The organism is Pseudomonas sp. WS 5021, assembly GCF_012985535.1.
In the GTDB taxonomy this organism is placed as follows: Bacteria; Pseudomonadota; Gammaproteobacteria; order Pseudomonadales; family Pseudomonadaceae; genus Aquipseudomonas.
The window spans coordinates 394979-421056 of the sequence record NZ_JAAQWP010000002.1 but is presented as its reverse complement, the minus strand read 5'-3'; the positions used below and the strand labels follow the sequence as shown (position 1 = coordinate 421056).

Annotated in this window: 24 protein-coding genes and 1 pseudogene; 18 read left to right on the top strand and 7 right to left on the bottom strand. The window is 60.4% G+C overall.

Translation table 11 applies throughout. The features are described from left to right. Window positions 1-72 precede the first annotated feature (72 nt). Window positions 73-288, top strand: coding sequence for a DUF2970 domain-containing protein (locus HBO19_RS08255; protein ID WP_169953275.1), 216 nt, complete (start codon window positions 73-75; stop codon window positions 286-288). Between the two features lie 6 nt (window positions 289-294). On the opposite strand, the gene HBO19_RS08250 is transcribed toward HBO19_RS08255, so the two are convergent. Beyond that, window positions 295-1374: an ABC transporter substrate-binding protein gene (locus HBO19_RS08250; protein WP_170057257.1), complete on the bottom strand. Its 1080-nt coding sequence runs from the start codon at window positions 1372-1374 to the stop codon at window positions 295-297. Between the two features lie 452 nt (window positions 1375-1826). Between HBO19_RS08250 and HBO19_RS08245 the strand changes: the two genes are divergently transcribed. Next, a complete protein-coding gene (locus HBO19_RS08245) occupies window positions 1827-3485 on the top strand; it encodes a nitrite/sulfite reductase (protein ID WP_170057256.1) in 1659 nt (552 codons plus the stop codon). After that, window positions 3469-3963 (top strand): DUF934 domain-containing protein, encoded by a 495-nt coding sequence (locus tag HBO19_RS08240; RefSeq protein WP_169953269.1) that lies wholly within the window; start codon window positions 3469-3471, stop codon window positions 3961-3963. The genes HBO19_RS08245 and HBO19_RS08240 overlap by 17 nt, the downstream gene beginning before the upstream one ends. 122 nt (window positions 3964-4085) lie before the next feature. Here the strand turns inward: HBO19_RS08240 and HBO19_RS08235 are convergent, their stop codons facing one another. Further along, entirely contained in the window at window positions 4086-4643 is a 558-nt protein-coding gene (locus HBO19_RS08235) for an NAD(P)H-dependent oxidoreductase (protein ID WP_170057255.1), read from the bottom strand. 215 nt (window positions 4644-4858) lie between these two features. Between HBO19_RS08235 and HBO19_RS08230 the strand changes: the two genes are divergently transcribed. Continuing rightward, window positions 4859-5083 (top strand): hypothetical protein, encoded by a 225-nt coding sequence (locus tag HBO19_RS08230; RefSeq protein ID WP_170041309.1) that lies wholly within the window; start codon window positions 4859-4861, stop codon window positions 5081-5083. 92 nt (window positions 5084-5175) lie between these two features. After that, entirely contained in the window at window positions 5176-6066 is an 891-nt protein-coding gene (locus tag HBO19_RS08225) for a LysR substrate-binding domain-containing protein (RefSeq protein ID WP_169953263.1), read from the top strand. Window positions 6067-6069: 3 nt separating this feature from the next. Here the strand turns inward: HBO19_RS08225 and HBO19_RS08220 are convergent, their stop codons facing one another. From HBO19_RS08220 to dnaQ, 3 genes are all read right to left on the bottom strand, one after another. Next, window positions 6070-6621 carry a GNAT family N-acetyltransferase gene (locus HBO19_RS08220; RefSeq protein WP_169953322.1) on the bottom strand — a complete coding sequence of 184 codons (552 nt, stop codon included), beginning with the start codon at window positions 6619-6621 and terminating at the stop codon, window positions 6070-6072. 20 nt (window positions 6622-6641) lie between these two features. Then, on the bottom strand, window positions 6642-8897 hold the full coding sequence (locus tag HBO19_RS08215) for an Orn/Lys/Arg decarboxylase N-terminal domain-containing protein (protein ID WP_170041308.1): 2256 nt from the start codon (window positions 8895-8897) through the stop codon (window positions 6642-6644). A 189-nt stretch (window positions 8898-9086) separates the two neighbouring features. Beyond that, window positions 9087-9827, bottom strand: coding sequence for a DNA polymerase III subunit epsilon (gene dnaQ, locus HBO19_RS08210; protein ID WP_170057428.1), 741 nt, complete (start codon window positions 9825-9827; stop codon window positions 9087-9089). Window positions 9828-10028: 201 nt separating this feature from the next. Between dnaQ and HBO19_RS08205 the strand changes: the two genes are divergently transcribed. Then, complete coding sequence (locus HBO19_RS08205) at window positions 10029-10334, top strand: DUF2388 domain-containing protein (protein ID WP_170057254.1); 306 nt, start codon at window positions 10029-10031, stop codon at window positions 10332-10334. A gap of 19 nt (window positions 10335-10353) precedes the next feature. Continuing rightward, window positions 10354-11295 carry a glycerophosphodiester phosphodiesterase family protein gene (locus HBO19_RS08200; RefSeq protein WP_170057253.1) on the top strand — a complete coding sequence of 314 codons (942 nt, stop codon included), beginning with the start codon at window positions 10354-10356 and terminating at the stop codon, window positions 11293-11295. 3 nt (window positions 11296-11298) lie between these two features. Here HBO19_RS08200 and rnhA read toward each other — a convergent pair whose 3' ends face one another. Beyond that, window positions 11299-11751, bottom strand: a complete 453-nt coding sequence (rnhA, locus tag HBO19_RS08195) for a ribonuclease HI (protein WP_029291380.1) — start codon at window positions 11749-11751, stop codon at window positions 11299-11301. Window positions 11752-11836: 85 nt separating this feature from the next. Next, entirely contained in the window at window positions 11837-12595 is a 759-nt protein-coding gene (locus tag HBO19_RS08190; protein WP_169953256.1) for a methyltransferase domain-containing protein, read from the bottom strand. Between the two features lie 65 nt (window positions 12596-12660). Here HBO19_RS08190 and gloB point away from each other — a divergent pair, with 65 nt between their 5' ends. The 11 genes and pseudogenes from gloB to HBO19_RS08140 all read left to right on the top strand — a co-directional run bounded on the left by gloB (window position 12661) and on the right by HBO19_RS08140 (window position 25984). Then, window positions 12661-13428 (top strand): hydroxyacylglutathione hydrolase, encoded by a 768-nt coding sequence (gloB, locus tag HBO19_RS08185; RefSeq protein ID WP_170057252.1) that lies wholly within the window; start codon window positions 12661-12663, stop codon window positions 13426-13428. A 98-nt stretch (window positions 13429-13526) separates the two neighbouring features. Further along, on the top strand, window positions 13527-14939 hold the full coding sequence (locus HBO19_RS08180; protein WP_169953252.1) for a lytic transglycosylase domain-containing protein: 1413 nt from the start codon (window positions 13527-13529) through the stop codon (window positions 14937-14939). 235 nt (window positions 14940-15174) lie between these two features. Then, on the top strand, window positions 15175-17004 hold the full coding sequence (locus tag HBO19_RS08175; protein WP_170041305.1) for an extracellular solute-binding protein: 1830 nt from the start codon (window positions 15175-15177) through the stop codon (window positions 17002-17004). Beyond that, complete coding sequence (locus HBO19_RS08170) at window positions 17001-18839, top strand: extracellular solute-binding protein (protein ID WP_170057251.1); 1839 nt, start codon at window positions 17001-17003, stop codon at window positions 18837-18839. The genes HBO19_RS08175 and HBO19_RS08170 overlap by 4 nt, the downstream gene beginning before the upstream one ends. Before the next feature lies 1 nt (window position 18840). Next, the gene (locus tag HBO19_RS08165; RefSeq protein ID WP_169953246.1) at window positions 18841-19914 is read left to right on the top strand and encodes a microcin C ABC transporter permease YejB; all 1074 of its coding nucleotides are present in this window, start codon (window positions 18841-18843) and stop codon (window positions 19912-19914) included. Window position 19915: 1 nt separating this feature from the next. After that, entirely contained in the window at window positions 19916-20935 is a 1020-nt protein-coding gene (locus tag HBO19_RS08160) for an ABC transporter permease (RefSeq protein ID WP_029291368.1), read from the top strand. A gap of 1 nt (window position 20936) precedes the next feature. Next, complete coding sequence (locus HBO19_RS08155; RefSeq protein ID WP_170057250.1) at window positions 20937-22547, top strand: ABC transporter ATP-binding protein; 1611 nt, start codon at window positions 20937-20939, stop codon at window positions 22545-22547. A 626-nt stretch (window positions 22548-23173) separates the two neighbouring features. After that, complete coding sequence (locus HBO19_RS08150) at window positions 23174-23563, top strand: hypothetical protein (RefSeq protein ID WP_170057249.1); 390 nt, start codon at window positions 23174-23176, stop codon at window positions 23561-23563. A 103-nt stretch (window positions 23564-23666) separates the two neighbouring features. Beyond that, window positions 23667-24285 (top strand): annotated as a pseudogene (locus HBO19_RS28435) (DNA adenine methylase); the annotation flags it as partial. A 203-nt stretch (window positions 24286-24488) separates the two neighbouring features. Next, window positions 24489-25019 (top strand): sigma-70 family RNA polymerase sigma factor, encoded by a 531-nt coding sequence (locus tag HBO19_RS08145; RefSeq protein ID WP_169953240.1) that lies wholly within the window; start codon window positions 24489-24491, stop codon window positions 25017-25019. Further along, window positions 25016-25984, top strand: coding sequence for a FecR domain-containing protein (locus HBO19_RS08140; protein ID WP_170057248.1), 969 nt, complete (start codon window positions 25016-25018; stop codon window positions 25982-25984). The genes HBO19_RS08145 and HBO19_RS08140 overlap by 4 nt, the downstream gene beginning before the upstream one ends. Window positions 25985-26078: the final 94 nt, after the last annotated feature.

The following is a 26078-nucleotide window of genomic DNA, read 5'->3' as shown; positions in this document are numbered from 1 at the left end:
CACGGCCAATCGCGGTAACTACGTCTATCCTGTTGGGAGCAGCAACTCCCCCCAGACCTCGCAGGAGGACTCATGGACGACCCGAACAACAAACCGCCGACCTTCTGGCAGATGCTTCATAGCGTGATGGCTGCTGCATTTGGCGTGCAGAGCGGGAAGAACCGCGCGCGGGATTTTACCCATGGCAAGCCCAGCCATTTTGTCGTGCTGGGCATTTTGTTTACCGCCGTATTTGCCCTGGCGCTCTTTGCCATCGTCAAGCTGGTGCTGCATCTGGCCGGGGTCTAGGCCCGGTCACTTCAACAGCAACTGCATGCTGAAGGGGTATTGGTAGGCCGCAGGCTTGCCCTGGGCCGACAGTGCACGAAAATCCACACCGTCGCCCTCGTGGTTACGCAGGTCCAGCAAGCGCTGGGCCTGTGGCCCGTCAATCAGTTGGAACAGTTTCACCTGGCGCTCGCGCCCGCCATGGCTTTGGATGTCCACGCCCACGGCATCGTCGTGCAGCAGCACCATGGCCCAGCCACCGACCGTAAAGTGCCCGGCCACCAGCGCACTGATCCGCCCTTGCAGCCGCGCCTGGAGGACATCGGGAGAGCTGTTGATCGCGCTGAACAACACGTCCTTGCCGGGTGCACGGCCACTGCCATTCAAGGCCTGCATGGCGCCGAGGGCCATTTCATCATTGGCCGACCAGACCAGGGTAGCCCGGGGGTAGCGCTTGAACATCTGGGTCGCCTGCTCGAATGCGCGCTGGCGGCTCCATTCGCCATACACCAACTGGCGCAGATGCACTTCGGGGTGTTCGCGCAAGGCCCGCTGCAAGCCCTGCTCGCGCGCCTGAGAGGTCGGTGTGTACTTGGCGCCGGAAAACGCCAGCAACTCAAGGGTGCCACCGGACGGCACAGGGCCATGTTGACGCAGCAGCTCCTTGAGCATCAGGTACCCGCCCTCCTCGTCGTTGGTCGTGAGGCTGCCCATCCAGTTCGGGTACTTCCCGGCGTCCAGCAGTTGCATCTGGTTCGGGGTCAGGGCGTTATTGACCAACAGTAGCTTGACCTGGCTACCCTGGGCCATGCGCAGGATCTGCGGGGCGATGTACTGCTCGTTGACCAGCACCAGGTAATCCGGGCGCTGCGGGCCCTGCAATGCTTCGCGGGCCTGCAGCAAGGTGTTTTGCGGATCACGCTCGGAATAACGCACGCGTAAATCCAGGCCGAGGTCCTTGGCCGCGGCCTGCATGAATTGCGCATAGCTGATCCAGAAGGTTTCAGTAGACAGACCTGGGTTGAGAAACACCACCGACGTTGCATGGGCCATCGTCCCGAACGCCATCCCCACCCACCACAAGCACCCGCAGAGAACCTTCAACATTACTGCCCGAACCCCGGAAATTGACAGATCATAATAGTGGCAATAAGCCTTTTGATCTTGGCTATTTAACGGCAGATCGGACAGTTTGGTGGCGATCAGTTCCCTTTACTGATGGCTGACCCAGAACACGGCGGTGGAAACCACCAGGATAATCAGGAACAGAATCGCCCAGGCGTCCACGGTACTGTCGGGTTTACGGGCTTTGGTTGGATTGCTCATCGCATCGCCTCTTGTCGGTTTTATGGCTGATTGCATTAAGACTCGTCCACAGTAAAGTCGATGATTGCCCGCATGACAAATGTGGGTATCGCGATAACCGTTCTCATTAGTCGATTTGGTTCTTTGCATATACTAAAACATCACTTTTGCGCATAAACGCAAGCTGGTATCGTGCGCCGGCTCCGTTGGGAGTGCGCGGCCGTGCGCGCAGATTTGCCGAGAACAGGACCTATATGTACGTATACGACGAATACGATCAGCGCATCATCGAGGACCGCGTCAAGCAGTTCCGTGATCAGACCCGACGCTATCTGGCAGGTGAACTGAGCGAAGAAGAGTTCCGCCCTCTGCGCCTGCAAAATGGCCTTTACGTTCAGCGCTTTGCGCCGATGCTGCGGGTGGCCGTGCCTTACGGCCAACTGACTTCGCGCCAGACGCGCATGATGGCCAAGATCGCCCGTGACTTCGACAAGGGCTACGCCCACATCAGCACCCGCCAGAACGTGCAGTTCAACTGGCCGGCCCTGGAAGACGTGCCGGACATCCTGGCTGAACTGGCCACCGTGCAGATGCACGCCATTCAGACCAGCGGTAACTGCCTGCGCAACGTGACCACCGACCAGTTCGCTGGCGTGGCCGCCGATGAAGTGATCGACCCGCGCCCCTGGTGCGAGATTGTTCGTCAGTGGACCACGTTCCACCCGGAATTTGCCTACCTGCCGCGTAAATTCAAGATCGCCATCAATGGTTCGACGTCTGACCGCGCCGCGATCGAAGTCCACGACATCGGCCTGGAGCCGGTGTACAACGCCGCAGGCGAACTGGGCTTCCGCGTCCTGGTGGGCGGCGGCCTGGGGCGTACCCCGGTGGTCGGCGCGTTCATCAATGAATTTTTGCCTTGGCAAGACCTGTTGAGCTACCTCGACGCCATCCTGCGTGTGTACAACCGCTATGGCCGCCGTGACAACAAGTACAAGGCGCGCATCAAGATCCTGGTCAAGGCCCTCACCCCCGAGGTATTTGCCCAGAAGGTCGACGCCGAGATGGAACACCTGCGCGGCGGCCAGACCACTCTGACCGACGCCGAAGTGCATCGGGTGGCCAAGCACTTCGTCGATCCGGACTACAAGGCCCTGGGCAACCAGGCTGCCGAACTGGCGGCGCTCGACCAGCAGCACCCAGGCTTTGCCCGCTGGCGCACGCGCAACACCCTGGCGCACAAGCAGCCGGGGTATGTCGCAGTGACCCTGTCGCTCAAACCGACCGGGGTAGCGCCTGGCGATATCACCGACAAGCAACTGGACGCCGTTGCTGACCTGGCCGACCGCTACAGCTTTGGCCAACTGCGCACCTCCCACGAGCAGAACATCATCCTTGCGGACGTTGAACAGAGCCAATTGTTCACCCTGTGGGGCGAGCTGCGCGAAGGTGGTTTCGCCACGCCGAACATCGGCCTGCTGACCGATATCATCTGCTGCCCGGGTGGCGACTTCTGCTCCCTGGCCAACGCCAAGTCAATTCCCATTGCCGAATCGATCCAGCGCCGTTTCGACGACCTGGACTACCTGTTCGACATTGGCGAGCTGGACTTGAACATCTCCGGCTGCATGAACGCCTGTGGCCACCACCACGTCGGCCACATCGGCATCCTCGGGGTGGACAAGAAAGGCGAAGAATTCTACCAAGTGTCCCTGGGTGGCAGCGCCAGCCGCGATGCGAGCCTGGGCAAGATCCTCGGCCCATCCTTCGCCCAGGAAGCCATGCCCGAGGTGATCGGCAAGCTGATCGACGTCTACGTCGAGCAGCGCACCGAAGATGAGCGCTTCATCGACACCTACCAGCGCATCGGCATTGACCTGTTCAAGGAGCGCGTCTATGCAGCGAATCATTAAGAACAACCAAGTCGTCGACGAAACCTGGCACCTGCTGCCCAAGGATGCGTCGTTCGATGGCATCTCCAACTGTGACGACCTGATCGTGCCGCTGGCCTTGTGGCGTGAGCACGGACATGCCCTCAAGGCCCGTGATGGTGGCCTGGGCGTGTGGCTGGACGCCGATGAAGAAGCCGAAGAGATTGGCGCCGACGTGGAACACTTCCAGGTCATCGCCCTGAACTTCCCGGCCTTCACCGACGGGCGCAACTACTCCAACGCGCGCCTGCTGCGTGACCGTTATGGCTACAAGGGCGAACTGCGGGCGATTGGCGATGTGCTGCGCGACCAGCTGTTCTACCTGCACCGCTGCGGGTTTGACGCCTACGCCTTGCGCGCCGACAAAGACCCGTATGAAGCGCTGGAAAGCCTCAAGGACTTCTCGGTGACGTACCAGGCGGCTACGGATGAACCGTTGCCGCTATTCCGTCGTCGCTAGACCCTGATGCGAAACAAAAAGCCCCGAAACCTGGCTCGCAGGTTTCGGGGCTTTTTTATGCGCGGCGCAAGGGCCATGGGCGCGAGGGTGAAACCGGCCTAGCAGGCAACGGGCAGATCTGCTCAGCCCTTCTGCTTGGCGACCCAGCGACCGTAGGCATCGATGAACGCCTGCAGGAACGGCTGGGTTTTCTCCGACAGCTTGCCCGACTCATCAAACGCACTGCCCGCGCCACCCAGGTAGGCTTCCGGCTGCTGCATGCACGGCACATCCAGAAACACCAGGGACTGGCGCAAATGATGGTTGGCACCAAAGCCACCAATCGCCCCCGGCGAAACGCTGATGACCGCACCTGACTTGCCGCTCCAGACGCTCTTGCCGTATGGGCGCGAGCCTACATCAATGGCATTTTTCAAGGCCGCCGGCACCGAACGGTTGTATTCAGGAGTGACGAACAGCACCCCATCGGCCGCCGCCACCTGCTGGCGGAACGTGGTGTAGGCCGCAGGCGGCGTTGCGCTATCAAGGTCTTCGTTGTAGAGCGGCAATTCGCCAAGTTCGACGATGCTGAGCTTGAGGTTGGCCGGCGCCAACTGCGCCAATGCCTGGGCGACCTTGCGGTTGATCGACTCTTTTCTCAAGCTGCCGACCAGTACGGCAATCGTGTAGACCTTGCTCATGGGGCCTTCCTGACATCTGACTAAGGGAATTTGTAGTTATAGAGCCTTCGCCGGGCGATCACCAGCAGGTAGTAGCCAATCGGCGGATGTTTTTGTTTGTAGGAAAAATAAGCGGAATATCAACGAATAGTATTTTTTCTATGTAGGTAAACTACCCGCGTTAAAGACGGTCTACAGAACCGCAAATCGGTGTTTTCTCCAGAGGTTCTAAACAGATGGCAGCAGTACTTGTCGGACAATTCCATGCTCGTGACGCGGAAGGCCGCGTTTATTCCGTGCATGAATTCCAGGACTCCACTCCGTCGGACGGTGGTTCAGAACCTGTAATCTCCTACAAACTGGCGATTGGTGACCGGGTCAACAAAGTTGATGACAACACCTTCGTCCTGGTTCAGTCGCAGATCTCCCTGACCCGCGAACCCGAAAACACGCCTGTTTGATCAGGCTGTGCCTCCAGGCAGAAGTCATATGAACGGAGTTGGGTTAGGATTCACCCGGTGAATCCCTTACCTGCTGAACATGGACTTCATGCATGCGTTTACGTCATATCGAAGTGATTCAAGCCATTTTGCAGACCGGACACCTCGGCACCGCCGCCGAATGGTTGCAATTGGCTGTGTCCGATGTGGACGCCACCCTCAAGGACGCTGAACAGCAACTGGGCTTCATGCTGTTCGCCAGCGTCCGCGGACGGTTGCAGGCCACCCGTGAAACCCTGGCCATGCAGGCACAGATCGCCCACCTCTACGAGGCCCTGGAACCGATCCAGCGCCTGGCCAGCAGCCTCAAGCACCATCACGCCCCGCCGTTGCGCACGCTGTGTACGCCGCCCTTGGCCAACCAACTGCTGCCGCAAAGCATCGCGTTGTTGCGCCGCCGTTTCCAGGACACGCCCTGCAACCTTTCCAGCCAACCGACCCGTGACATCGTCAAGAGCCTGTTGCTGCATGAGGCCGACCTGGGCCTGAGCCTGCATGACCCCGAACACCCGCAAATCACCAGCACCGTGCTGGCCCAGGGCAAGCTGCAACTGCTGGCGCCCCATGGCTGGCTCAAGCCACGGCAGAAATACATCGCCCTGCAAGAACTGGCCGGCCAGTCGATGATCGGCCTGGAGGGCCAGGACCCGCTGAGCCAGTTGCTGGACAGTAAGTTGCAAGCGCTGCGGCCGTTGCCAGTGATCCAGACACGGGTGCAGACCTACCAGATGATGCGCAGCATGGTCGAGGCCGGCGAAGGGCTGGCGGTGGTCGATCCGTTCACTGCCAGCGGCGCGCGGGAGGCGGGGCTGGATACCTGCCCGCTGTCACCGCCGATCCTGGTGAGCCTGTATGGGTTGACGGTCAGGGACAGCAGCCCGAGCCCGGCGCTGAATGCATTGCTGGAGATTGTCACGCAGAAGGCCCAAGACCTGCTGTCTTGAGTGTCAGCTGAACAAGCGATACCAGAAAATCGCCACTTCCCGCGTCTGTGGATCAATCCCGCGATAACGCAGGTGGTCGATACCGCCCATGACGTAGCCGCTGCGTTCATACAATCGGCACGCTCCCAGGTTATTGTTCTGGGTCTCCAGCATCATCCCCGGCAGGTTTTTCTTGCGGCTCCAGAACTGCGCCACATCAAGCAGGGCCTTGGCCACGCCATGCCGGCGGGCTGGGAGCACCACCGCCAATTCATCGACATGGGCATAACCGTTCCAATTGGTACTGACGACGATATGGCCCACCGGTCGATCATCCAGATACGCCATGAATACCGCGCTGTCGCTGGCATTGCGGTAGCTGGCGAACTCCTCGGGGTCGATGCCGTAGCATTTGCGGTACGGCAAGATCTGCTCCACCGCCCACTGATCGACAGGCTTGCCCAGTTCGGGCGTGCCATACACGCACACCTCGAAGCTGAAATCATTGCCCCATACGTAGGCGTCAAATCCCTCGTCGGCGACTCGTACACTGAGCCCCGGGTACTTCGGATTCATTACAGCTTGCATAACCATCCTTAACACTTGATGCAATCGACGGTGTAACAACGACCGTTGCCGTCGTCTTCGTGTTGTAAGCCATGCACATCGGCGACAAACCCTGGGAAACTGCTATCGAACTCCCGGGCAAAGGCCAGGTAGTCAATGATCGATCGCGTCGACTCGGTAAAGCGCTCCCCCGGCATGATCAGCGGAATGCCTGGCGGATAAGGCACCAGCATCACGGCTGCGATACGCCCTGGCAAGGCATCGATGGACACGGCCTCGACTTCACCGCGCACCAACTGGTCGTAGGCATCGGCCGGCTTCATGGCGATTTCCGGTAACACCGTGTACATGCGCTTGAGGTGCTTGGCCGTGGCGTTGCTGCGATAGCAGCCGTGCAATTGGTCGCACAAATCCTGCAAGCCCATGCCCTGATAGCGTGCCGGGCCTTGCTGGAACACCGATGGCAGGCAACTGGCCAGGCTGATATTGGCGTCGTAACTGCGCTTGAACTCCAGCAACTCGGTGAGCAGAGTACTCCACTTACCTTTGGTAATGCCCATGGAGAACAACACCAGGAACGAATACAACCCGGTTTTTTCCACCACCAGGCCACGCTCCCAGAGGAATTTACTGACTACCGCTGCCGGAATGCCGCAGTCACTCAAGGCGCCACCCGCCGTCAAGCCGGGCATGACCAGGGTGACCTTGATCGGGTCGAGCAACACATAGTCTTCGGCGATATCCCCAAAGCCATGCCAGTCGGCCTCCGGCTGCAACAACCAGTCAGCGGTCGCAACCCGGTCGATACCGGCCACCGAGGGCGGTTGCCAGATGGAAAACCACCAATCATCGGCGGCGATGTGCTGGCGCAAATTGGCCAGGGCCCGGCGAAAGCTCAGGGCCTCATCGAACATTTCCTGAAGCAGCGAACGCCCGGCGGGCCCTTCCATCATGGCCGACGCCACATCCAGCGAGGCGATGATGCTGTACTGCGGCGAGGTAGAGATATGCATCATGAACGCCTCATTGAAACGATCACGATCCAATTGCCGCGCCCCGCCGTCCTGCACATGGATCATCGACGCCTGGCTGAACGCCGCCAGCAACTTGTGGGTCGAGTGCGTGGTGAACACCAGCGGGCTGTCGGGCGTGCGCGAGGTACCCATGCCATAGCGCCCGGCGAAAAACTCGTGGAAGGCCGCGTAGGCGTACCAGGCCTCGTCAAAGTGCAGGACTTCGACGCTGTTGCCCAATTGCTGCTTGATCAGCTCGGCGTTGTAACACAGGCCGTCGTAGGTCGAGTTGGTCACCACCGCCAGCTTGACCTTGGGCTCGCGACCGCGGGTCAAGGGGCTGGCCTCGATCTTTGCGCGAATCGATTCGCGGCTGAACTCGGTCAGCGGGATCGGACCGATAATCCCCAGTTCATTGCGCTCCGGGCACAAATACAGGGGGATCGCGCCGGTCATGATGATCGAATGCAGCACCGACTTATGACAATTGCGGTCCACCAGCACCAGGTCATCGCGCCCGACCATGGAGTGCCAGACGATCTTGTTCGCAGTGGAGGTGCCGTTGATCACGAAGAATGTGTGGTCGGCGCCAAAGTTGCGCGCCGCGCGGGCTTCGGCTTCGGCCAGGGGCCCGGTGTGATCCAGCAGCGAGCCCAGTTCCGGCACTGACACCGACAGGTCCGAACGCAGGGTATTTTCCCCAAAAAACTGATGAAACGCCTGCCCCACCGGGCTTTTGCGATAGGCCACGCCGCCGCCGTGGCCGGGGGTATGCCAGGAGTAATTGGAGTCGGCTGTGTGTTGCACCAGGGCCTTGAAGAATGGCGGCAACAGGCCATCGAGGTAAGTGCGCGCCGCCCGGGCCACCTGCCGGGCAAGGAACGGCACCGTGTCTTCGAACAGGTAGAGAATGCCGCGCAGTTGGTTGAGCTCGCTCATGGCATCGGCCGGGGCATTTTCCAGGGTGACTTGCTCGCCCAGGGCAAAGATCGGCAGGTTGGGGGCGCGCAGGCGTGCCAGCCGGATCAGCTCCACCATATTTTGCAGCAGATGGGTATTTTCTCCGGCGCCTTCAGCGGCGATCAGCATGCACGCCAGGCCATGATGGGTCGACGCCACCAGCCGGCCTTCGGCATAGTCCACAGCGGAAAAGATGCTGAAACCCTCTTGCTCCAACTCCCGGGCGATACCCCGGACCCGATCACCGGCGACGGTGTCGGCCTTGATGTCGCGGTGCACGATCAGGATCGGGAACTTCAGGTCTTTGTACATGAGGGCTTGGCGTCCTGAGGGCGATGTACTCAGGGTAGAAGCTGGGAGCGAATGTGGCGAATGGAGATAAGGTTTTTGTAGGAGCGGGCTTGCCCGCGATGGCGGTGTGACAGTCAGCCCATTCGTTACTGATCCACCGCCATCGCGGGCAAGCCCGCTCCCACACTTTCAGGCCGTGATGAGCCCGACTCAGTGTTGGGTCAACTGGGTCCACAAGGCTGGCGCACCCGCCGATTTGGCGATGGCTTCCAGGCGTGACGCGTGCTCGGCCATGTCCTGCTCGCTGGCACGGATGATGGTGGTGGGCTTTCGATCTGCCGGCAGACGGCGGATTTCCGAAGGCCGGTTGCCCGAACCCTCGGCCGAACCGTTACCGTCGGAGGCGTTGCCAGCCAGAGACAGGCTGGTCTGCCCGCCGGTCATGGTCAGGTAGACGTCCGCGAGGATCTCGGAGTCGAGCAAGGCGCCGTGCAGTTCACGGCCAGAGTTGTCGACGCCATAGCGTTTGCACAAGGCATCGAGGCTGTTGCGCTGGCCCGGGTGGCGCTCACGGGCCATCATCAAGGTGTCGAGGATCGAGCAATGACGGGTGATGTCGGCCCGATCCGTCTGGCCCATCAGGGCGAATTCGTTGTTGATGAAACCAACGTCGAACGCCGCGTTATGGATGATCAACTGCGCGCCATTGATGAACTCGAAAAACTCATCGGCGACTTCCGCAAAGCGCGGCTTGCCCACCAGGAATTCGTTGGTGATGCCGTGGACGCCAATGGCGCCTTCGTCACTTTCCCGGTCCGGTTGCAGGTACACGTGGAAATGCCGACCGGTGAGGCGGCGGCCCATCAGTTCGACACAGCCGATTTCAATGATCCGGTGGCCATCGGTCACCGGCATGCCGGTGGTTTCGGTATCGAGTACAACGGATCGGATGGCCATCAGGGTTCAGCTCTCAACGGTGTGTGTATTTCAAGGGCCGGGATATTAGCACGCTCTATAACCCAAGCGCCCCATGGACAGCCACCGTGCACCCTGGTCCAACAGTTTTTTACAAGGTTTAGCAAAGCTTGCGCAGTTTGCCTGCACCGCCCTTGTTAGCCTGCGCCGCTCCTTTCTATGCGTAAAAACCAGCCCATGCTCAAGCCAAAACATCTGCTCGCCCTGTGCCTGATCGGCGCCGCCACTGCCCAGGCCACCAGCTTTGTGATGACCACCGACGCCTTGGTCAGCCTCTCGATGAGTGCCACCAAAGGCACCAGCAGCAGCTTCAAGGATGACAAGGTCGTACTGGCGGCAAAGGACGATGCGGCAGCGTTTGTCGCCAGCCAGGGCAAGGTACGCAGCGTTCAGTTGGAATCGGCATTGCAGCATATTCGCCGCACCCTGCCGGATTTACGCGATACTGACGAGCAACTCGCCGGTGCGATCCTGATTCTGTGATAGATGAACGCGAACACCCATGATTGATACCCGATATCCCATTGCATTGCTGGTCACCAGCCTTCTTTTGGCAGGTTGCGCATCCCCGCCCGCCGCCACTGGCCAGCTGCCGCAGATCGTCGCCCATCGCGGGGGCACGGCGGACTTCCCGGAAAATACCTTGCTGGCTATCGACCAGGCCTTGGCCAATAACGTGGATGTGCTATGGCTCACGGTGCAGTTGAGCCTGGACCAGGTACCGGTGTTGTATCGACCGACAGACCTGAGCGCCAATACCGACGGCACCGGCGCCGTGGCCGGAAAAACCCTGGCCCAGTTGCAACAGCTCAATGCCGGCTGGCAATTCAAGCAGGACGGGGCCAATGGCCAGGTGACCTACCCCTACCGTACCCGTCCCGTGCCGCTGCCTTCATTGCAGCAAGCGTTGACCGTAATCCCGGCTACCACGCCGATCATCCTCGATATGAAAGCCCTGCCCGCCGACACCCAGGCCAGGGCCGTGGCCCAGGTACTGGAGCAAAACCATGCGTGGGGCCGGGTGTTGATCTACTCCACGGACGCCAGCTATCAACACGCGTTTGCCCAGTACCCCCAGGCCCGCCTGTTCGAATCCAGGGACCGAACACGCGACCGCTTGGCCAACGTCGCCCTGGCCCACAACTGCCAGCCCGCCCCCGAAGCGGGAAGTTGGGTGGCGTTTGAGTATCAGCGCAAGGCCGAGCTGGTGGAAACCTTCACCCTTGGGGAAGCACGCTCACCGGTGAATGCCAAGCTATGGACAAGGCCTGCCATCGACTGTTTCCAGTCCAGGGGCAAGGTACATATCCTGGCGATTGGCATTAACACCCAAGATGATTATCGAGCGGCGGCGTGCCGTAAAATCGATGCGGTGCTGGTGGATTCGCCCCGCGCGATGCGAGGCGTGAAGCAGCAGCTCGAATGGCCGCTGCGGTGTGACTGACGGTCAGCTCTGTTTGTAACCGCGCACTTCATCCACGCCGCGATTGGCCAACTGGTCGGCCCGCTCGTTGCCTGGGTGACCGATATGCCCGCGTACCCACTTCCAGGTGATGTTGTGGCGGTTGCACTGCTCATCCAGCAACTGCCACAGGTCGGCGTTTTTTACCGGTTCTTTGGCGGCAGTTTTCCAGCCGCGCTTTTTCCAGTTGACCATCCACTCGTTGATGCCTTTCATCACGTATTGCGAGTCCGTCACCAGCAATACATCGCAACGGCGCTTGAGCTCTTCCAGGCCGCGAATGGCGCCCATCAGTTCCATGCGGTTATTGGTGGTGTTGGCTTCGCCGCCCCACAACTCCTTCTCCACGCCCTTGCACACCAGCAAGGCGCCCCAGCCGCCAGGACCAGGATTGCCCTTGCAGGCGCCGTCGGTAAAGAGTTCTACGCTATCGGTCATTACGCTATCCATCAAAGCGGGTTGCCGGTAATCGACCGGCAGCTCCCGAGGTCGAACACTGCGACCTGAATTCCAGAAAAGTGATTTATGGCTCGCTGGAGCGACGGTTGACCTTGGCCAGGGGCATCGGCACCAGCTTGCCCATGGGCTCGCGCCGTACCTGGCTCACCGGCCGCAGCCCGACCACGATCTTGCGGGCCACCAGCAGGTAGAAACCGCCGCCGGACAACTGCCAGGCCCCAGCCCGGCGCTCCCAGCCAGCCAAACGGCCCTGCCACTTGGGCGAGGCAAGCGGCGGACGATAGCACCCGAAGCGGCGTTTCTCCAGCGCGAAGCCCAGCAGGTTCAACCAGTCACTGACCCGCGAGGGCGAGATGCAGCGGGCCTGGCGCAGCGCATCATGGGCGAAGACGTGCCGCAGGCCCCATGAACTCCAGGGGTTGATACCAACGATCAATAAATGGCCGCCCGGGCGCACGGCGCTCGCCGCTTCACGCAGCAAGCCATGGGGCGACAGGCAAAAATCCAGGCCATGCTGCATCACCACTACATCGGCGGCATGCTCGCTCAGGGGCCAGGCCTGTTCCTCGCAGACAATCTCCACCCCCGGCAACGGCGCGCCCAGGCGTACATTGCGCTGCACCTGGGGCGCAGGCGGCGGATTCTGGGCCGAAGGGCCGTAGTGCACCAGGTAGCCGCCAAAGAAGCGCTCCAGCTCTTCTTCGAGCATAAGCCGCTCTTGTTCCAGCAGAAATTGCCCGATCGGCCCGGACAGCCATTCACGGGCTGCGCTGATCAAGGCCAGCCACTCGGGATCGGCCTGGGCGAACGCTTTATCAGTCATTGCATTCTCCAACTCGCCAAGACGTTCTAAGATGCACCAATGTGTTCAGCTTGGCGAATAGAAGAATGATACAGATCAGTGCCCTGCCCGCCTTCACCGATAACTACATCTGGTTGTTACAAGACCATCGCAGCCATCGCTGCGCGGTGGTCGATCCCGGTGACGCCGCGCCTGTGCTGGCGTGGCTTAAACAGTATCCAGGCTGGACCCTCAGTGACATCCTGGTGACCCACCATCACCACGACCATGTCGGCGGTGTGGAGCAGCTCAAGCAAGTCTCGGGCGCCACGGTGTATGGCCCGGCCAACGAAAAGATCCCGGCCCGTGACGTCGCGCTCAACGATAACGACCGTATCCAGGTGCTGGGCTGGGACCTCGATGTGTTCGCCGTGCCCGGACACACCTTGGGACATATAGCCTTTTATCATCACGGCTTGCTGTTCTGCGGCGACACCCTTTTCGCCGCCGGCTGCGGGCGTTTGTTCGAGGGCACGCCAGAACAGATGTACAACTCCCTGGAACGCCTGGCCGCCCTGCCAGTTGATACGCTGGTGTACTGCACCCACGAATACACACAAAGTAACCTGCGCTTTGCCCAGGCCGTGGAACCGGATAACGCAGATATCGCCGAACGTGTAGCAAAAGTCGGCGAACTGCGGGCAGCCGGCAAGATGACCTTACCGTCGACCCTGGCCCTGGAAAAATTGACTAACCCTTTCTTACGTACCGCGGAAACATCCGTTAAACAAAAAGCGGACGAGCGGAATGGCCGCGACAACCGCCCTGGGAGCGAGGTGTTTGCTAGCTTGCGGGCTTGGAAAGATACGTTCTAAGCAGACAGCTTCTGATACGAAATTTCTGAATGGTTGACCGGAACCAAAGCGCTTTCTAGAATCGCCCGACATTTTTGCCCGGAACTAACTTCCAGCCAATGTCGTCATCTATTCGTAAATCCAACCATTCAGACGCATTGACCCGCCTGGCTCAAGCCATTGCGGTGGCCGTTTCCGCAACTCTGGCGGGCTGCCAAACCACTCATTTCGCTGCACAATCCACCGTGCAACCCAAACCCGTTTTTACTGCCAAGATCAAGCAAAAACCCCTGTGGCTCTCAGAGAAGCCAAGCCCGCAGGTGCCCCAGGATGTCTGGGAGCGCATGCGCCAGGGGTTTCAATTGCAGGACGGTGTCGGCGTCAACCCGCGTATCGAGCAACAGCGCCTGTGGTTCGCCAGCAACCCATCGTTCCTGGAGAACGCCGGCGAACGCGGCAGCCTCTATATTCACTACATCGTCGAACGCCTTGAAGAACGCAACATGCCCCTGGAGCTGGCGCTGCTGCCAGTGATTGAAAGTGCCTACAACCCAATGGCCTATTCGCGCAGCGATGCGGTCGGCCTGTGGCAGTTCATCCCCTCCACCGGGCGCTACTTCAACCTGCGCCAGACCCGCGCCTATGATGGCCGCCGCGATATCACCGCCTCCACCACCGCGGCCCTGGACTATCTGACGCGTCTGCATGACATGTTCAACGGCGACTGGCTGCTGGCACTGGCGGCCTATAACGCCGGTGAAGGCACGGTCAGCCGGGCCATCGAGCGCAACGAGAAACTCGGCCTGCCCACCGACTACTGGAACCTGCCGCTGCCCCAGGAAACCAAGGACTACGTGCCCAAGTTCCTGGCGCTGTCCCAAGTGGTGCTGGCCCCTGAGGCCTACGGCGTCAACCTGAACCCGATTGCCAACACGCCGTACTTCGAGATGGTTGAAGTCAAGCAAAGCATGGACCTGTCCCGGGTCGCCGCGCTGGCCGAGATCGACGAAGACGAACTGTTCCAGCTCAACCCGGCCTTCAAGCAACGCACCACCCTGGATGGCCCCCAGCATTTGCTGGTGCCCACCTCCAAGGCGCAATTGCTGGCCAGTAGCCTGTCCTCGATGAACCCCGAGGAATTGTTGAGCCTGCGCCCGAAAAAGCCAGTGTTTGACGAAGTCGAGCACAAGGCCGTGGCCGGCCGTTCGCGCAGCTACAAGGTCAAGAGCGGCGACAACCTGACGCTGATTGCCAAGGCCAACAAGGTCGACGTGCATGACCTGCAGCGTTGGAACAAGCTCAATGGCCAGGCCTTGAAAGTCGGCCAGACCCTGGTGATGCAGGACACCCGCAAGCTGGTGGCCAAGGCTGGCGGCAAGAAGCCGGTGCAGTACAAGGTCAAGAAAGGTGACTCGCTGTACATGGTTGCCAAGCGCTTCAACGTCGAGATGCAACATCTCAAGCGTTGGAACCCTCGCACTGGCCAGGCGTTGAAGCCGGGGCAGATGCTGGTGGTCTCCGGACCAAGATAAACCAAGCGCAAGCAGGCTTGTGTGGGAGCTGGCTGGCCTGCGATTGCATCGACGCGGTGTAACTGATTCACCGCAGTGCGTGCATCGCAGGCAAGCCAGCTCCCACATTTGATCTATGCACCGCTCAAGATCCCGCCGCGCCTGAAAATGGCCTTTTCAACAGTCTTTTTCCAAGTGGAACAAGCTGTTACTGTACCGATCATAAAGCCCAAGCCGCCCGGATCGGATCTCTGACTTGAAGCGTCCCCTCCTTCTACTAATAAGTCTGGCCTTGAGCTTTTGCGCGAATGCGACCATTACCGAAAACCACGGTTATGCGCAGTTCGGTACGCTCAAGTACCCGGCCAAATTCACCCACTTCGATTGGGTAAACCCCGCAGCGCCCAAGGGCGGCACCTTGCGGGTCATGGCCTTTGGCACGTTTGACACCCTCAACCCCTATACTTTCAAGGGCTCAAGCCCGGTCTCCACCGCCAATTTCCTGCAATACGGGGTCAATGAGCTCAACGAGCCGCTGATGGTTGGCACCGGCCAGTACGCGCCGTCCGGCGACGAGCCCACGTCCAGCTACGGCCTGATTGCCCGATCGGTGGAATACAGCGAAGACCGCAGTTGGGTGGTGTTCAACCTGCGCCCGCAAGCGCGTTTCCATGACGGCAAGCCCATTACCGCCGACGACGTGGCGTTTTCCTACCGCACGCTGCTGACCGAAGGCCATCCGCAATACCGCACCAACCTGCAGGAAGTGGCCCGGGTGGATGTACTCAACCCCCACCGCATTCGATTCGTGTTCAAGCGCGCCGGCAACCCGTTGCTGATCCTGCGCCTGGGCGAGTTGCCGGTGCTGCCCCAGCATTACTGGAAAAACCGCGACTTCAAGGCCACCACCTTCGAGCCGCCGCTAGGCAGCGGGCCCTACCGGATCAGCCAGGTCCAACCGGGCCGGCAATTGGTGTTCGAGCGGGTCAAGGACTATTGGGGCAAGGACCTGCCGGTCAATCGCGGGTTCTACAACTACGACAAGGTCGAGGTGGAGTTCTACCGTGACAGCGACGTGGCCTTCGAGGCATTCAAAGCCGGCGAGTTCGACATTTACATCGAACACCAGGCCAAGAACTGGGCCAATGGCTACAACTTCCCGGCAGTCAATCGCGGCGAAGTGATCAAGGCGCAAATTGCCCACCAGATCCCGACCCAGAGCCAGGGCCTGTTCATGAACAGCCGGCGCGCCACTTTCAGCCAGGCCAAGGTGCGCGAAGCGCTGGGGCTGATGTTCGATTTCGAGTGGACCAACCGCACCCTATTCAGCGGCGCCTATAAACGCACCCTGAGCTACTACCCCAACAGCGAATTCTCCGCCAGCGGCCTGCCGGTGGGCCATGAATGGCTGATGCTTTCGCCCTACCGCGAGCAACTGCCGGCCAATCTGTTTACCCAGGCCTTCAGCCTGCCGCAGACGGAGGGGCGCGGCATCCCCCGGGAAACCTTGCGCCGTGCCCTCGGCCTACTGGCCGAAGGTGGCTGGAAACTTTCCGGGCAACGCCTGCTCAACAGCGATGGGCAGCCGCTGCGGTTTGAAATCCTGCTGGTCAACCCGAACCTGGAGCGCATCCTGCAACCGTATGTGGAAAACCTGCGCAGTATTGGCGTCGATGCGCGCTTGCGCACCGTGGACCGTGCGCAGTACAAGCAGCGCCTCGACCAGTTCGACTTCGACATGATCCTGATGACCCTCAACCAGACCCTCAGCCCCGGCCTTGAGCAGTGGCAGTACTTCCACTCCAGCCAGGCCGGGATCAAGGGCAGCAAGAACTACGCGGGCATCGCCAACCCAGTGGTCGATCACCTGCTCGAGCAGTTGCTCGCCGCCCAAACCCGCGACCAGCAAGTCGCCGCCGGCCGGGCCCTGGATCGGGTCCTATTGTGGCAGCACTACAGTATTCCCAATTGGTATCTCAACTATCATCGCCTGGCGTACCGTAACCGGTTCGCCTTCGTGACCACGCCGCCCTACAGCCTGGGCCTGAGCGCGTGGTGGCTGAAAGCATCGGAGAAACCCCAATGATGGCTTTGCGTACTGCGATTATCAGTGGCCTGTTGTTGTGCACCCAGGCTGTTGCTGCCCCTCAACATGCCTTGACCCTGTACGACGAGCCGCCCAAGTATCCGGCCAACTTCAAGCACGTCGACTACGTCAACCCGGACGCGCCCAAGGGCGGCACCTTCCGTGAGTCGGCCATGGGCAGCTTCGACAGCCTCAACCCGTTTATCAGCAAGGGCGTGCCGGCCGATAACATCACCCTGGTCTACGACACCCTGGCCCAGCAGGGCCTGGACGAACCCATCACCGAATATGGCCTGATCGCCGGCAAGATCGAAAAAGCTCCGGATAACAGCTGGGTGCGTTTTTACCTGCGGCCCGAAGCGCGCTTCCACGATGGCCATCCAGTACGTGCCGAAGATGTGGTGTTCACCTTTGAAACCCTGATCAAGCAAGGCACGCCGATCTACCGCACCTACTACGCCGACGTCGCCGAAGTGGTGGCCGAAGACCCGCTGCGGGTGTTGTTCAAGTTCAAGCACACCAGCAACCGTGAGCTGCCGTTGATCCTTGGCCAGTTGCCGGTGCTGCCCAAGCACTGGTGGGCCGGCCGTGATTTTGCCAAGAGCAGCCTGGAGGTCCCGCTGGGCAGCGGGCCGTACAAAGTGGCCGAGGTCAAGCCGGGGCGCTCGATCCGCTACGAGCGGGTCAAGGACTACTGGGGCAAGGACCTGCCGATCAACAAGGGCCTGTACAACTTCGATTACCGCATCAGCGATTACTACCGCGATAACACCGTGGCCCTGGAGGCGCTCAAGGCTGGGCAGTTCGATTACTGGCAGGAAATGACGGCCAAAAACTGGGCCAATGCCTACAATGTCCCGGCCGTGGCCGAGGGCCGGCTGATCAAGGAAGAACTGCCCAACGGCAATCCCACCGGGATGCAGGGTTTTGTGTTCAATATCCGCAAGCCAATGTTCCAGGACGTGCGGGTGCGCAAGGCCATCAGCCTGTTGATGGACTTTGAATGGACCAACAAGCAACTGTTCAACGGCGCCTACACCCGCACCCGCAGCTATTTCGAAAACTCGGACATGGCCGCCACCGGCCTGCCGGGCCCGGCCGAGCTGGCGATTCTCGAACCGCTGCGCGGCAGGATCCCGCCGCAAGCCTTCACCCAGGCCTTCGCTCCACCGAAAACCGATGCCAGCGGCATGATCCGCACCCAGCAGCGCGAAGCCTACCAACTGTTGCAGGAAGCCGGCTGGCGCATCGTTGACGACAAGATGGTCGACACCACCGGCAAGCCGGTGAGCATCGAGTTCATGCTGTTCCAGACCGACTTCGAGCGCGTCCTGCTGCCCTTCAAGCGTAACCTGGCAGACCTGGGCATCGAGCTGGTGATCCGCCGGGTCGATGTCTCGCAGTACGTCAACCGCGTGCGCTCGCGGGATTTCGACATGATGGTCGGCAGCTTCCCACAGTCCTCGTCACCGGGTAACGAGCAGCGTGAATTCTGGCAATCGGGCAGTGCCGACAACCCCGGCAGCCGCAACTACATCGGCCTCAAGGACCCGGCCATCGACGAATTGGTGGAACAGTTGATCAACGCCGACTCACGCAACAGCCTGGTGGCCCACGCCAAGGCCCTGGATCGGGTACTGCAGTTTGGCTACTACGTGATCCCCAACTGGCATATCAAAACCTACCGCGTGGCCTATTGGAATCACCTCGGCCACCCCAAGGTCCCGCCGCGCTACGACGTAGGCATCAACACCTGGTGGATCAAACCCGACACACCGCCGGCCACAACGCCACCCACCGACACCAGCGCCGACCCGGCGAGCGGAGGCGACTGACATGCTGGCTTATATTTTTCGCAGGTTGCTACTGATCATCCCGACGCTGTTTGGCATTTTGCTGATCAACTTTGTCATCATCCAGGCCGCGCCCGGCGGCCCGGTGGAGCAAATGATCGCCAAGCTCGAAGGCTTTGAAGGCGCCACCAGCCGCATCGCCGGTGGCGGTGCCGAAGTGTCGGTGGCCGGCTCCAGCTACCGGGGGGCCCAGGGCCTGGACCCGACGCTGATCAAGGAAATCGAAAAGATGTACGGCTTCGACAAGTCGGCGCCGGAACGCTTGTGGATCATGGTCAAGAACTACGCCCAGCTGGATTTTGGCGACAGCTTCTTTCGCGATGCCAAGGTCATCGACCTGATCAAGGAGAAGATGCCGGTGTCCATCTCCCTCGGGCTGTGGAGCACCCTGATCATGTACCTGGTATCGATCCCCCTGGGGATCGCCAAGGCCACCCGCCATGGCAGCCATTTTGACGTATGGACCAGTTCGGCCATCATCGTCGGCTATGCGATCCCGGCGTTCCTGTTTGCCATCCTGTTGATCGTGGTGTTTGCCGGTGGCAGCTATTTCGACTGGTTTCCGCTACGCGGGCTGACGTCCAACAACTTCGAGGAGCTGAGCTGGGGCGCCAAGATCCTCGACTACTTCTGGCACCTGGCGCTACCGGTCACGGCTCTGGTGATCGGTAACTTCGCCACCATGACCCTGCTGACCAAGAACAGCTTTCTCGACGAAATCAACAAACAGTACGTAATCACCGCCAAGGCCAAGGGCCTGACCAATCACCGCGTGCTCTACGGCCACGTGTTCCGCAACGCCATGCTGCTGGTGATCGCCGGGTTCCCTTCGGCCTTTATCGGCATCTTCTTTACCGGTTCGCTGCTGGTGGAGGTGATTTTCTCCCTCGACGGCCTGGGCCTGATGAGTTTTGAAGCGGCGATCAATCGCGATTACCCGGTGGTGTTCGGCACCCTGTTTATCTTCACCCTGCTAGGCCTGGTGGTGAAACTGATTGGCGATTTGACCTACACCCTGGTCGACCCACGCATCGACTTCGAAAGCCGGGAGCATTGAGATGAATCTATCCCCCCTCAATCGCCGCCGCTTCGAACGCTTCAAGGCCAACAAACGCGGCTGGTGGTCGCTGTGGCTGTTCCTGATCCTGTTTGGCCTGAGCCTGGGAGCCGAGTTGATCGCCAACGACAAGCCGCTGGCCGTGCATTACGACGGCGACTGGTACTTCCCGGCGCTCAAGCGCTACCCAGAAACCACCTTCGGCGGCGAATTCCCCCTGGAAGCCAACTACAAAAGCCCGTACATCCGCGAACTGCTCAAGGCCAAGGATGCCTGGACGCTCTGGGCGCCGATCCCCTACAGCTACCAGAGCATCAATTACGACCTGAAAGTCCCGGCCCCGGCCCCGCCGTCGGCCGACAACCTGCTGGGCACCGACGACCAGGGCCGCGACGTGCTCGCACGGGTGATCTATGGCTTTCGGGTCTCGGTGCTGTTTGCCCTGACCCTCACGGTATTGAGTTCGATCATCGGCGTGGCGGCCGGGGCCTTGCAGGGGTTCTATGGCGGCTGGGTCGACCTGGCCGGCCAGCGCTTCCTGGAAATCTGGTCGGGGCTGCCGGTGCTGTACCTGCTGATCATCCTTGCCAGCTTCGTGCAGCCGAACTTCTGGTGGCTGCTGGGGATCATGCTGCTGTTTTCCTGGATGAGCCTGGTGGACGTGGTGCGCGCCGAGTTCCTGCGCGGGCGCAACCTGGAATACGTGCGCGCGGCCCGGGCCCTGGGCATGCAGAACGGCGCGATCATGTTCCGCCATATCCTGCCCAACGCCATGGTCTCGACCATGACCTTCATGCCTTTCATCCTCACCGGCGCGATTGGCACCCTGACTGCCCTGGACTTCCTGGGCTTCGGCCTGCCCGCCGGCTCGCCATCCCTGGGCGAGTTGGTGGCCCAGGGCAAATCCAACCTGCAGGCGCCATGGCTGGGCATCAGCGCCTTTGCGGTGCTGGCGATCATGTTGAGTTTGCTGGTGTTTATCGGCGAGTCCGCTCGCGATGCCTTCGACCCGAGGAAATGAGATGAATCAGGACAATCTGATCGAAGTCCGCGACCTCAGCGTCGAGTTCGTCACCGGCGAGCAGCATCAGCGCGTGGTGGAAAACATCAGCTTCGATATTCGCCGTGGTGAAACCCTGGCCCTGGTCGGCGAAAGCGGTTCCGGCAAATCGGTGACCGCCCACTCGATCCTGCGCCTGTTGCCCTACCCCCTGGCGCGGCATCCATCCGGCACCATCGAGTATGCCGGGCAGGATCTGCTGACCCTGAAAGAAAAGCCCTTGCGCCAGATTCGCGGCAACCGCATTGCGATGATCTTCCAGGAGCCGATGACCTCGCTGAACCCACTGCACTCCATCGAAAAGCAGATCAACGAAGTACTGGGCCTGCACAAGGGCATGACCGGCAAGGCCGCAACCCTGCGCACCCTGGAATTGCTCGACCTGGTGGGCATCCCCGAACCGCACAAGCGCCTCAAGGCCCTGCCCCATGAGTTGTCTGGCGGCCAGCGCCAGCGGGTGATGATCGCCATGGCCCTGGCCAACGAGCCGGAACTGCTGATCGCCGACGAGCCGACCACCGCCCTGGACGTGACCGTGCAGTTGAAGATCCTCGAACTGCTCAAGGAGTTGCAGGCGCGCCTGGGCATGGCGCTGCTGCTGATCAGCCATGACTTGAACCTGGTGCGGCGCATTGCCCACCGCGTGTGTGTGATGCAGCGCGGTTGCATTGTCGAGCAGGCGTCCTGTGAGGCGCTGTTCCGCTCCCCGCAGCACCCTTACACCCAGGAACTGCTGGCCGCCGAGCCCAGTGGCGGGCCGGCGACCAATGCGATTGGCCCGCCGCTGCTGGAAGTCGACGACCTCAAGGTCTGGTTCCCGATCAAAAAAGGCTTTTTGCGCAACACCGTCGACTACGTCAAGGCCGTGGACGGTATCCACTTCAGCCTGCCCCAGGGCCAGACCCTGGGCATTGTCGGTGAAAGCGGCTCGGGCAAATCCACCCTCGGCCTGGCGATCCTGCGGCTGATCGGCAGCAAGGGCGGGATCCGTTTTGAAGGCCAGCAACTGGACCAACTAACCCAACAACAGGTACGGCCATTGCGCCGGGAAATGCAGGTGGTGTTCCAGGACCCGTTTGGCAGCCTGAGCCCACGCATGTGCGTCAGCGAGATCGTCGGCGAAGGCTTGCGCATCCATAAGATCGGCACCGCTGGCGAACAGGAAGCGGCGATTATCGCGGCGCTCGAGGAAGTGGGGCTGGACCCGCAGACCCGCCACCGTTACCCCCACGAATTCTCCGGCGGCCAACGCCAACGCATCGCCATCGCCCGCGCCCTGGTGCTCAAGCCACGCCTGATCCTGCTGGACGAACCGACCTCGGCCCTGGACCGCACGGTACAGCGCCAGGTGGTGGAACTGCTGCGCAACCTGCAAGCCAAGTACAACCTGACCTACCTGTTCATCAGCCACGACCTGGCGGTGGTCAAGGCCCTGAGCCATCAGTTGATGGTGGTCAAGCAGGGCCAGGTGGTGGAACAGGGGGATGCCAAGACGATCTTCGCCGATCCGCAGCACGCCTATACCCGGCAGCTGCTGGAGGCCGCGTTCCTGGTGCCAACTTCGCGTATCTGATCTGGCTTGATGCTGGGGGGCGGGATCCACCGCTGCCTCCCACATTTGATGTTTAGGACTGAGATAAATACCAGGGGTGGTGTGAGATAAACCTGGGACACTCCGGGATAAAACGGTCCGTGGTGAGCGGAGTTCTGAAATAGAGTTGCAGCCAGTGCAATGAAAATGACCACGCTACGTAACGAGGCCGCCGCCAAACCGTCGAGACCGGCACCGACAAACGCACGGGCGAAATCAGAACCGCCCAGGTGACGCTGGTGCGCACCACCGACGCGGCAGGAAAACCCATCACGTTCCGCACGGACCCAGGCTTTAACCATGCCCCTGGTACCGGGTTGGCGGACATGTTCAAACGCAAACAAGAGGCCGCCTAGGAGACTGCAATGATCACTGTCGAACTCAATAGCCCCCGCCTGCCGGAGCTGCTGATGCGCAGCATTGCCGCCGAGCTGGCCAGCCAGACCAACGCTGAAAGAGACGAATGGTAGGGAATTTGCTCAAAATAACAGCCTGGCCTGTCAATTTTGACAGTAGCCGGCTTTCCATTAGTGTTGTGTCATCTCTCCTGCAGTGCCTCATTTTTGCAGGCAATACTCACGAATCCAGTTTTGGCAAGGAGAGCGAGCATGGCAAAGCCTACTACAACGACTAATTACACTGGCGTCATTACATCAATTGGTGACTACCCTCAGATAGCTATAGTTTGGGGAGAGCCAGAAAAACCTCCTACGAAGTCTGCGCTCGTAAAACCCGATGGAGGAAGTAAAGATGTGATTTTCGATATAGGTTCCAACTATGGACCGGAGGATTTTGATGGCGACGCTATAGATCCATTTCCTTTACCAGAAGAACCGAGTGTTATTACAAAGTCCGATTTAGGACGGCCCACTGTGGAAGGCTCTATATCACCCTGGCCTAGCTTGCGCAGTAGTTACTTTAAGGTAGGAGATCGAGTGAGCTTTATCATCACAGATGGACCTTTAGGCGCTATACCTAATTCATTACGGAAAATTTAGTCACCTTTAACCGGCAGTTTTCTAAGAAATATCAACACTCTTTAAACTCGTTTAAACGCCCTGGGCCACTCATTGGCCCAGGCTGTGCGCATCACTTCCAGCCAGCGCACTGTTCTTCCTACGGCCGGTACCGGCAGACGTCGAAGTGCTAAATGACGTTAACGGCGATCTAATCAACCTTTACCGAGTTGTACAGAACCAACTGGAAGAGTTTGTCAGGCAGTTCAAGTAGGCTTTGTCGAGCCGCCAGGTGTTTAAGTGGTTGCAAATAACCAGACCGGGAACGCTGACTGATATCCAGCGGGCCGCCAGATTCTATTACCTACAGCAGTCTGCCCTCGGGGGCCGCGTTGATGGTCAGACCTACGGTACGGCGACTACCACGTCACCAGGACTGAACTTGCTACGGAGCGAGGAGACTCTATCAGCAGCGCATCTTGGCTGGCAGGAGGTAATGAAGAAGTGTGACCGTGAACATACGCTGTTCTACTGCGACCCTCCGTACTGGCAGACGCGGGGCTAGGGTGTTCCTTTCGGTCTGGAACAGTATGAGGCCATTATTAGCCTCAATGATCATCCTGACATTCGCAGGGTATTTGCCGGCTTTCACATGGAGAGTACCGATATCAAGTACACGGTCGGGGGGTGGTGCGGGGAGTGATGCAAAGGAGGTTCTGATCTTTAGCTGGGATATTCAGGCCGAGCCTGCCGGCCTGTTTTGATATTCTGTTGCAATGGGTGCAAAAAAATCTGAAGTCATTTATCTCAGATTAAAGCGCGAGTTTTTGGCGCTCGGCATCAATTTGATCTGTGCAGATCTGCAGGCAATCTCTTTCGCAAAAGCAAACCAATATCATTTGCGCTGGCCGCAGGCCTTTGCTTTAATCGCGACCAATTCCTATTCACGTCATGGCATCAGCGCCGGTTGGATATTGTGTCGACTTCCCCCACGCCATTCAGTCAGCTCTACGGCAGCCACCACTCCTGGCTGCTCGGCCTGTTGCGCCGGCGCCTGAGCAATCGCTGGGATGCCGCCGATCTGGCGCAAGACACCTTTATCCGCGTCCTCAAGCGCCCACCCGACCAGGCCGACGCCGTGCGTGAGCGCTCCTACCTGGCAACCATCGCCCGAGGCCTGTGCATCGACCATTGGCGCCGCCGTCAACTGGAACAGGCCTGGCTGCAAAGCCTCGCCGAGCGCCCGCAAGCGGTGCAGCCATCGCCGGAACAGCGGGCGATCATCGTCGAAACCCTGTACGAAGTAGATGCCATGCTCGCGCGCCTGCCGCGCAAGGTCAGCGACGCCTTCCTGCTGGCGCAACTGCATGGCCTGACCTACAAGCAAATCGCCGTGCAACTGGGGGTCTGTGAGCGCATGGTGAAAAAATACATGGCCCAGGCGCTGTTGCACTGTGCGGTGCTGGAAGCCGAACTCGACGGGTTGCTGGTGGAATGAACTCCAGCGCAAAACTCAGCCACGCCAGCCTGCAGCAGGCAGCCCAATGGTATGTGCGCCTGCAAGACCCGCAAGGCGACACCCAGGCGCAGCAGCATTGGCAAACATGGCTGGGGCAGAACCCCGAGCATCAGGCCGCCTGGCGTTACGTCGAGCGCGTCAGCCAACGCTTCGCGCCCCTGACCGACGAACCCATCGGCGCTGGCCGCGCGCTGCGCAGCAGCCGGCGGCAAACCCTCAAGACACTACTGGTGCTGGGCGCAGGTTCAGCATTGGCCTGGGGCACCTGGCGCAGCACCGCCCTGCCCCGGGTGGTCGGCGGCTGGAGCGCCGACTACGCCACGGCCAGCGGCGAGATCCGCGATGCCGTGCTCACCGACGGCACCCATATCTGGCTCAACGCCCTGAGCGCCATGGACGTGCGGTTCGACGCCCGGCAGCGCCTGCTGCAACTGCGTTTTGGCGAAGTGCTGATCGACACCGCCAAGGACCTCCAGCGCCCGTTCCTGGTCGACACCGAGCACGGCCGCCTGCGCGCCCTGGGCACCCGCTTCAGTGTGTTGCAAGGCGAGGACGGCACCCACCTGAATGTCTTCGACGGCCGGGTAGAAGTGCGCACCGCCGATAGCCAGCAGGTGCGCATTATCGAGACCGGGCAACAGGCGGTGTTCGATCGGCGCACGATCCGCAGTACGGTCGCGGCATCCGCCACCCGCGAGGCGTGGAGCCGGGGTGTGCTGCTGGCCGACAACCTGCCCCTGGGCCAATTGATTGGCGAACTGAACCGCTACCGGCCCGGCCACCTGGGTTGTGATCCGGCCGTGGCCCACCTGCCAGTGATGGGCTCCTTCCCGCTCAAGGACAGCGAGCATGCGTTGCGGCTGCTGGAGGCGGCGTTGCCGATCCAGGTAGACAGAGTGCTGCCGTGGTGGGTCAACGTAGGCCCCAGACACACCGCCCTGTAGGAGCTGGCTTGCCGCTTCCTACAAAAGATTGATCGGGGCAACATTTTTTCACTCCCGCAGTTCCCCTTTTCGACGTTCGTTCGGTTAACCCAGC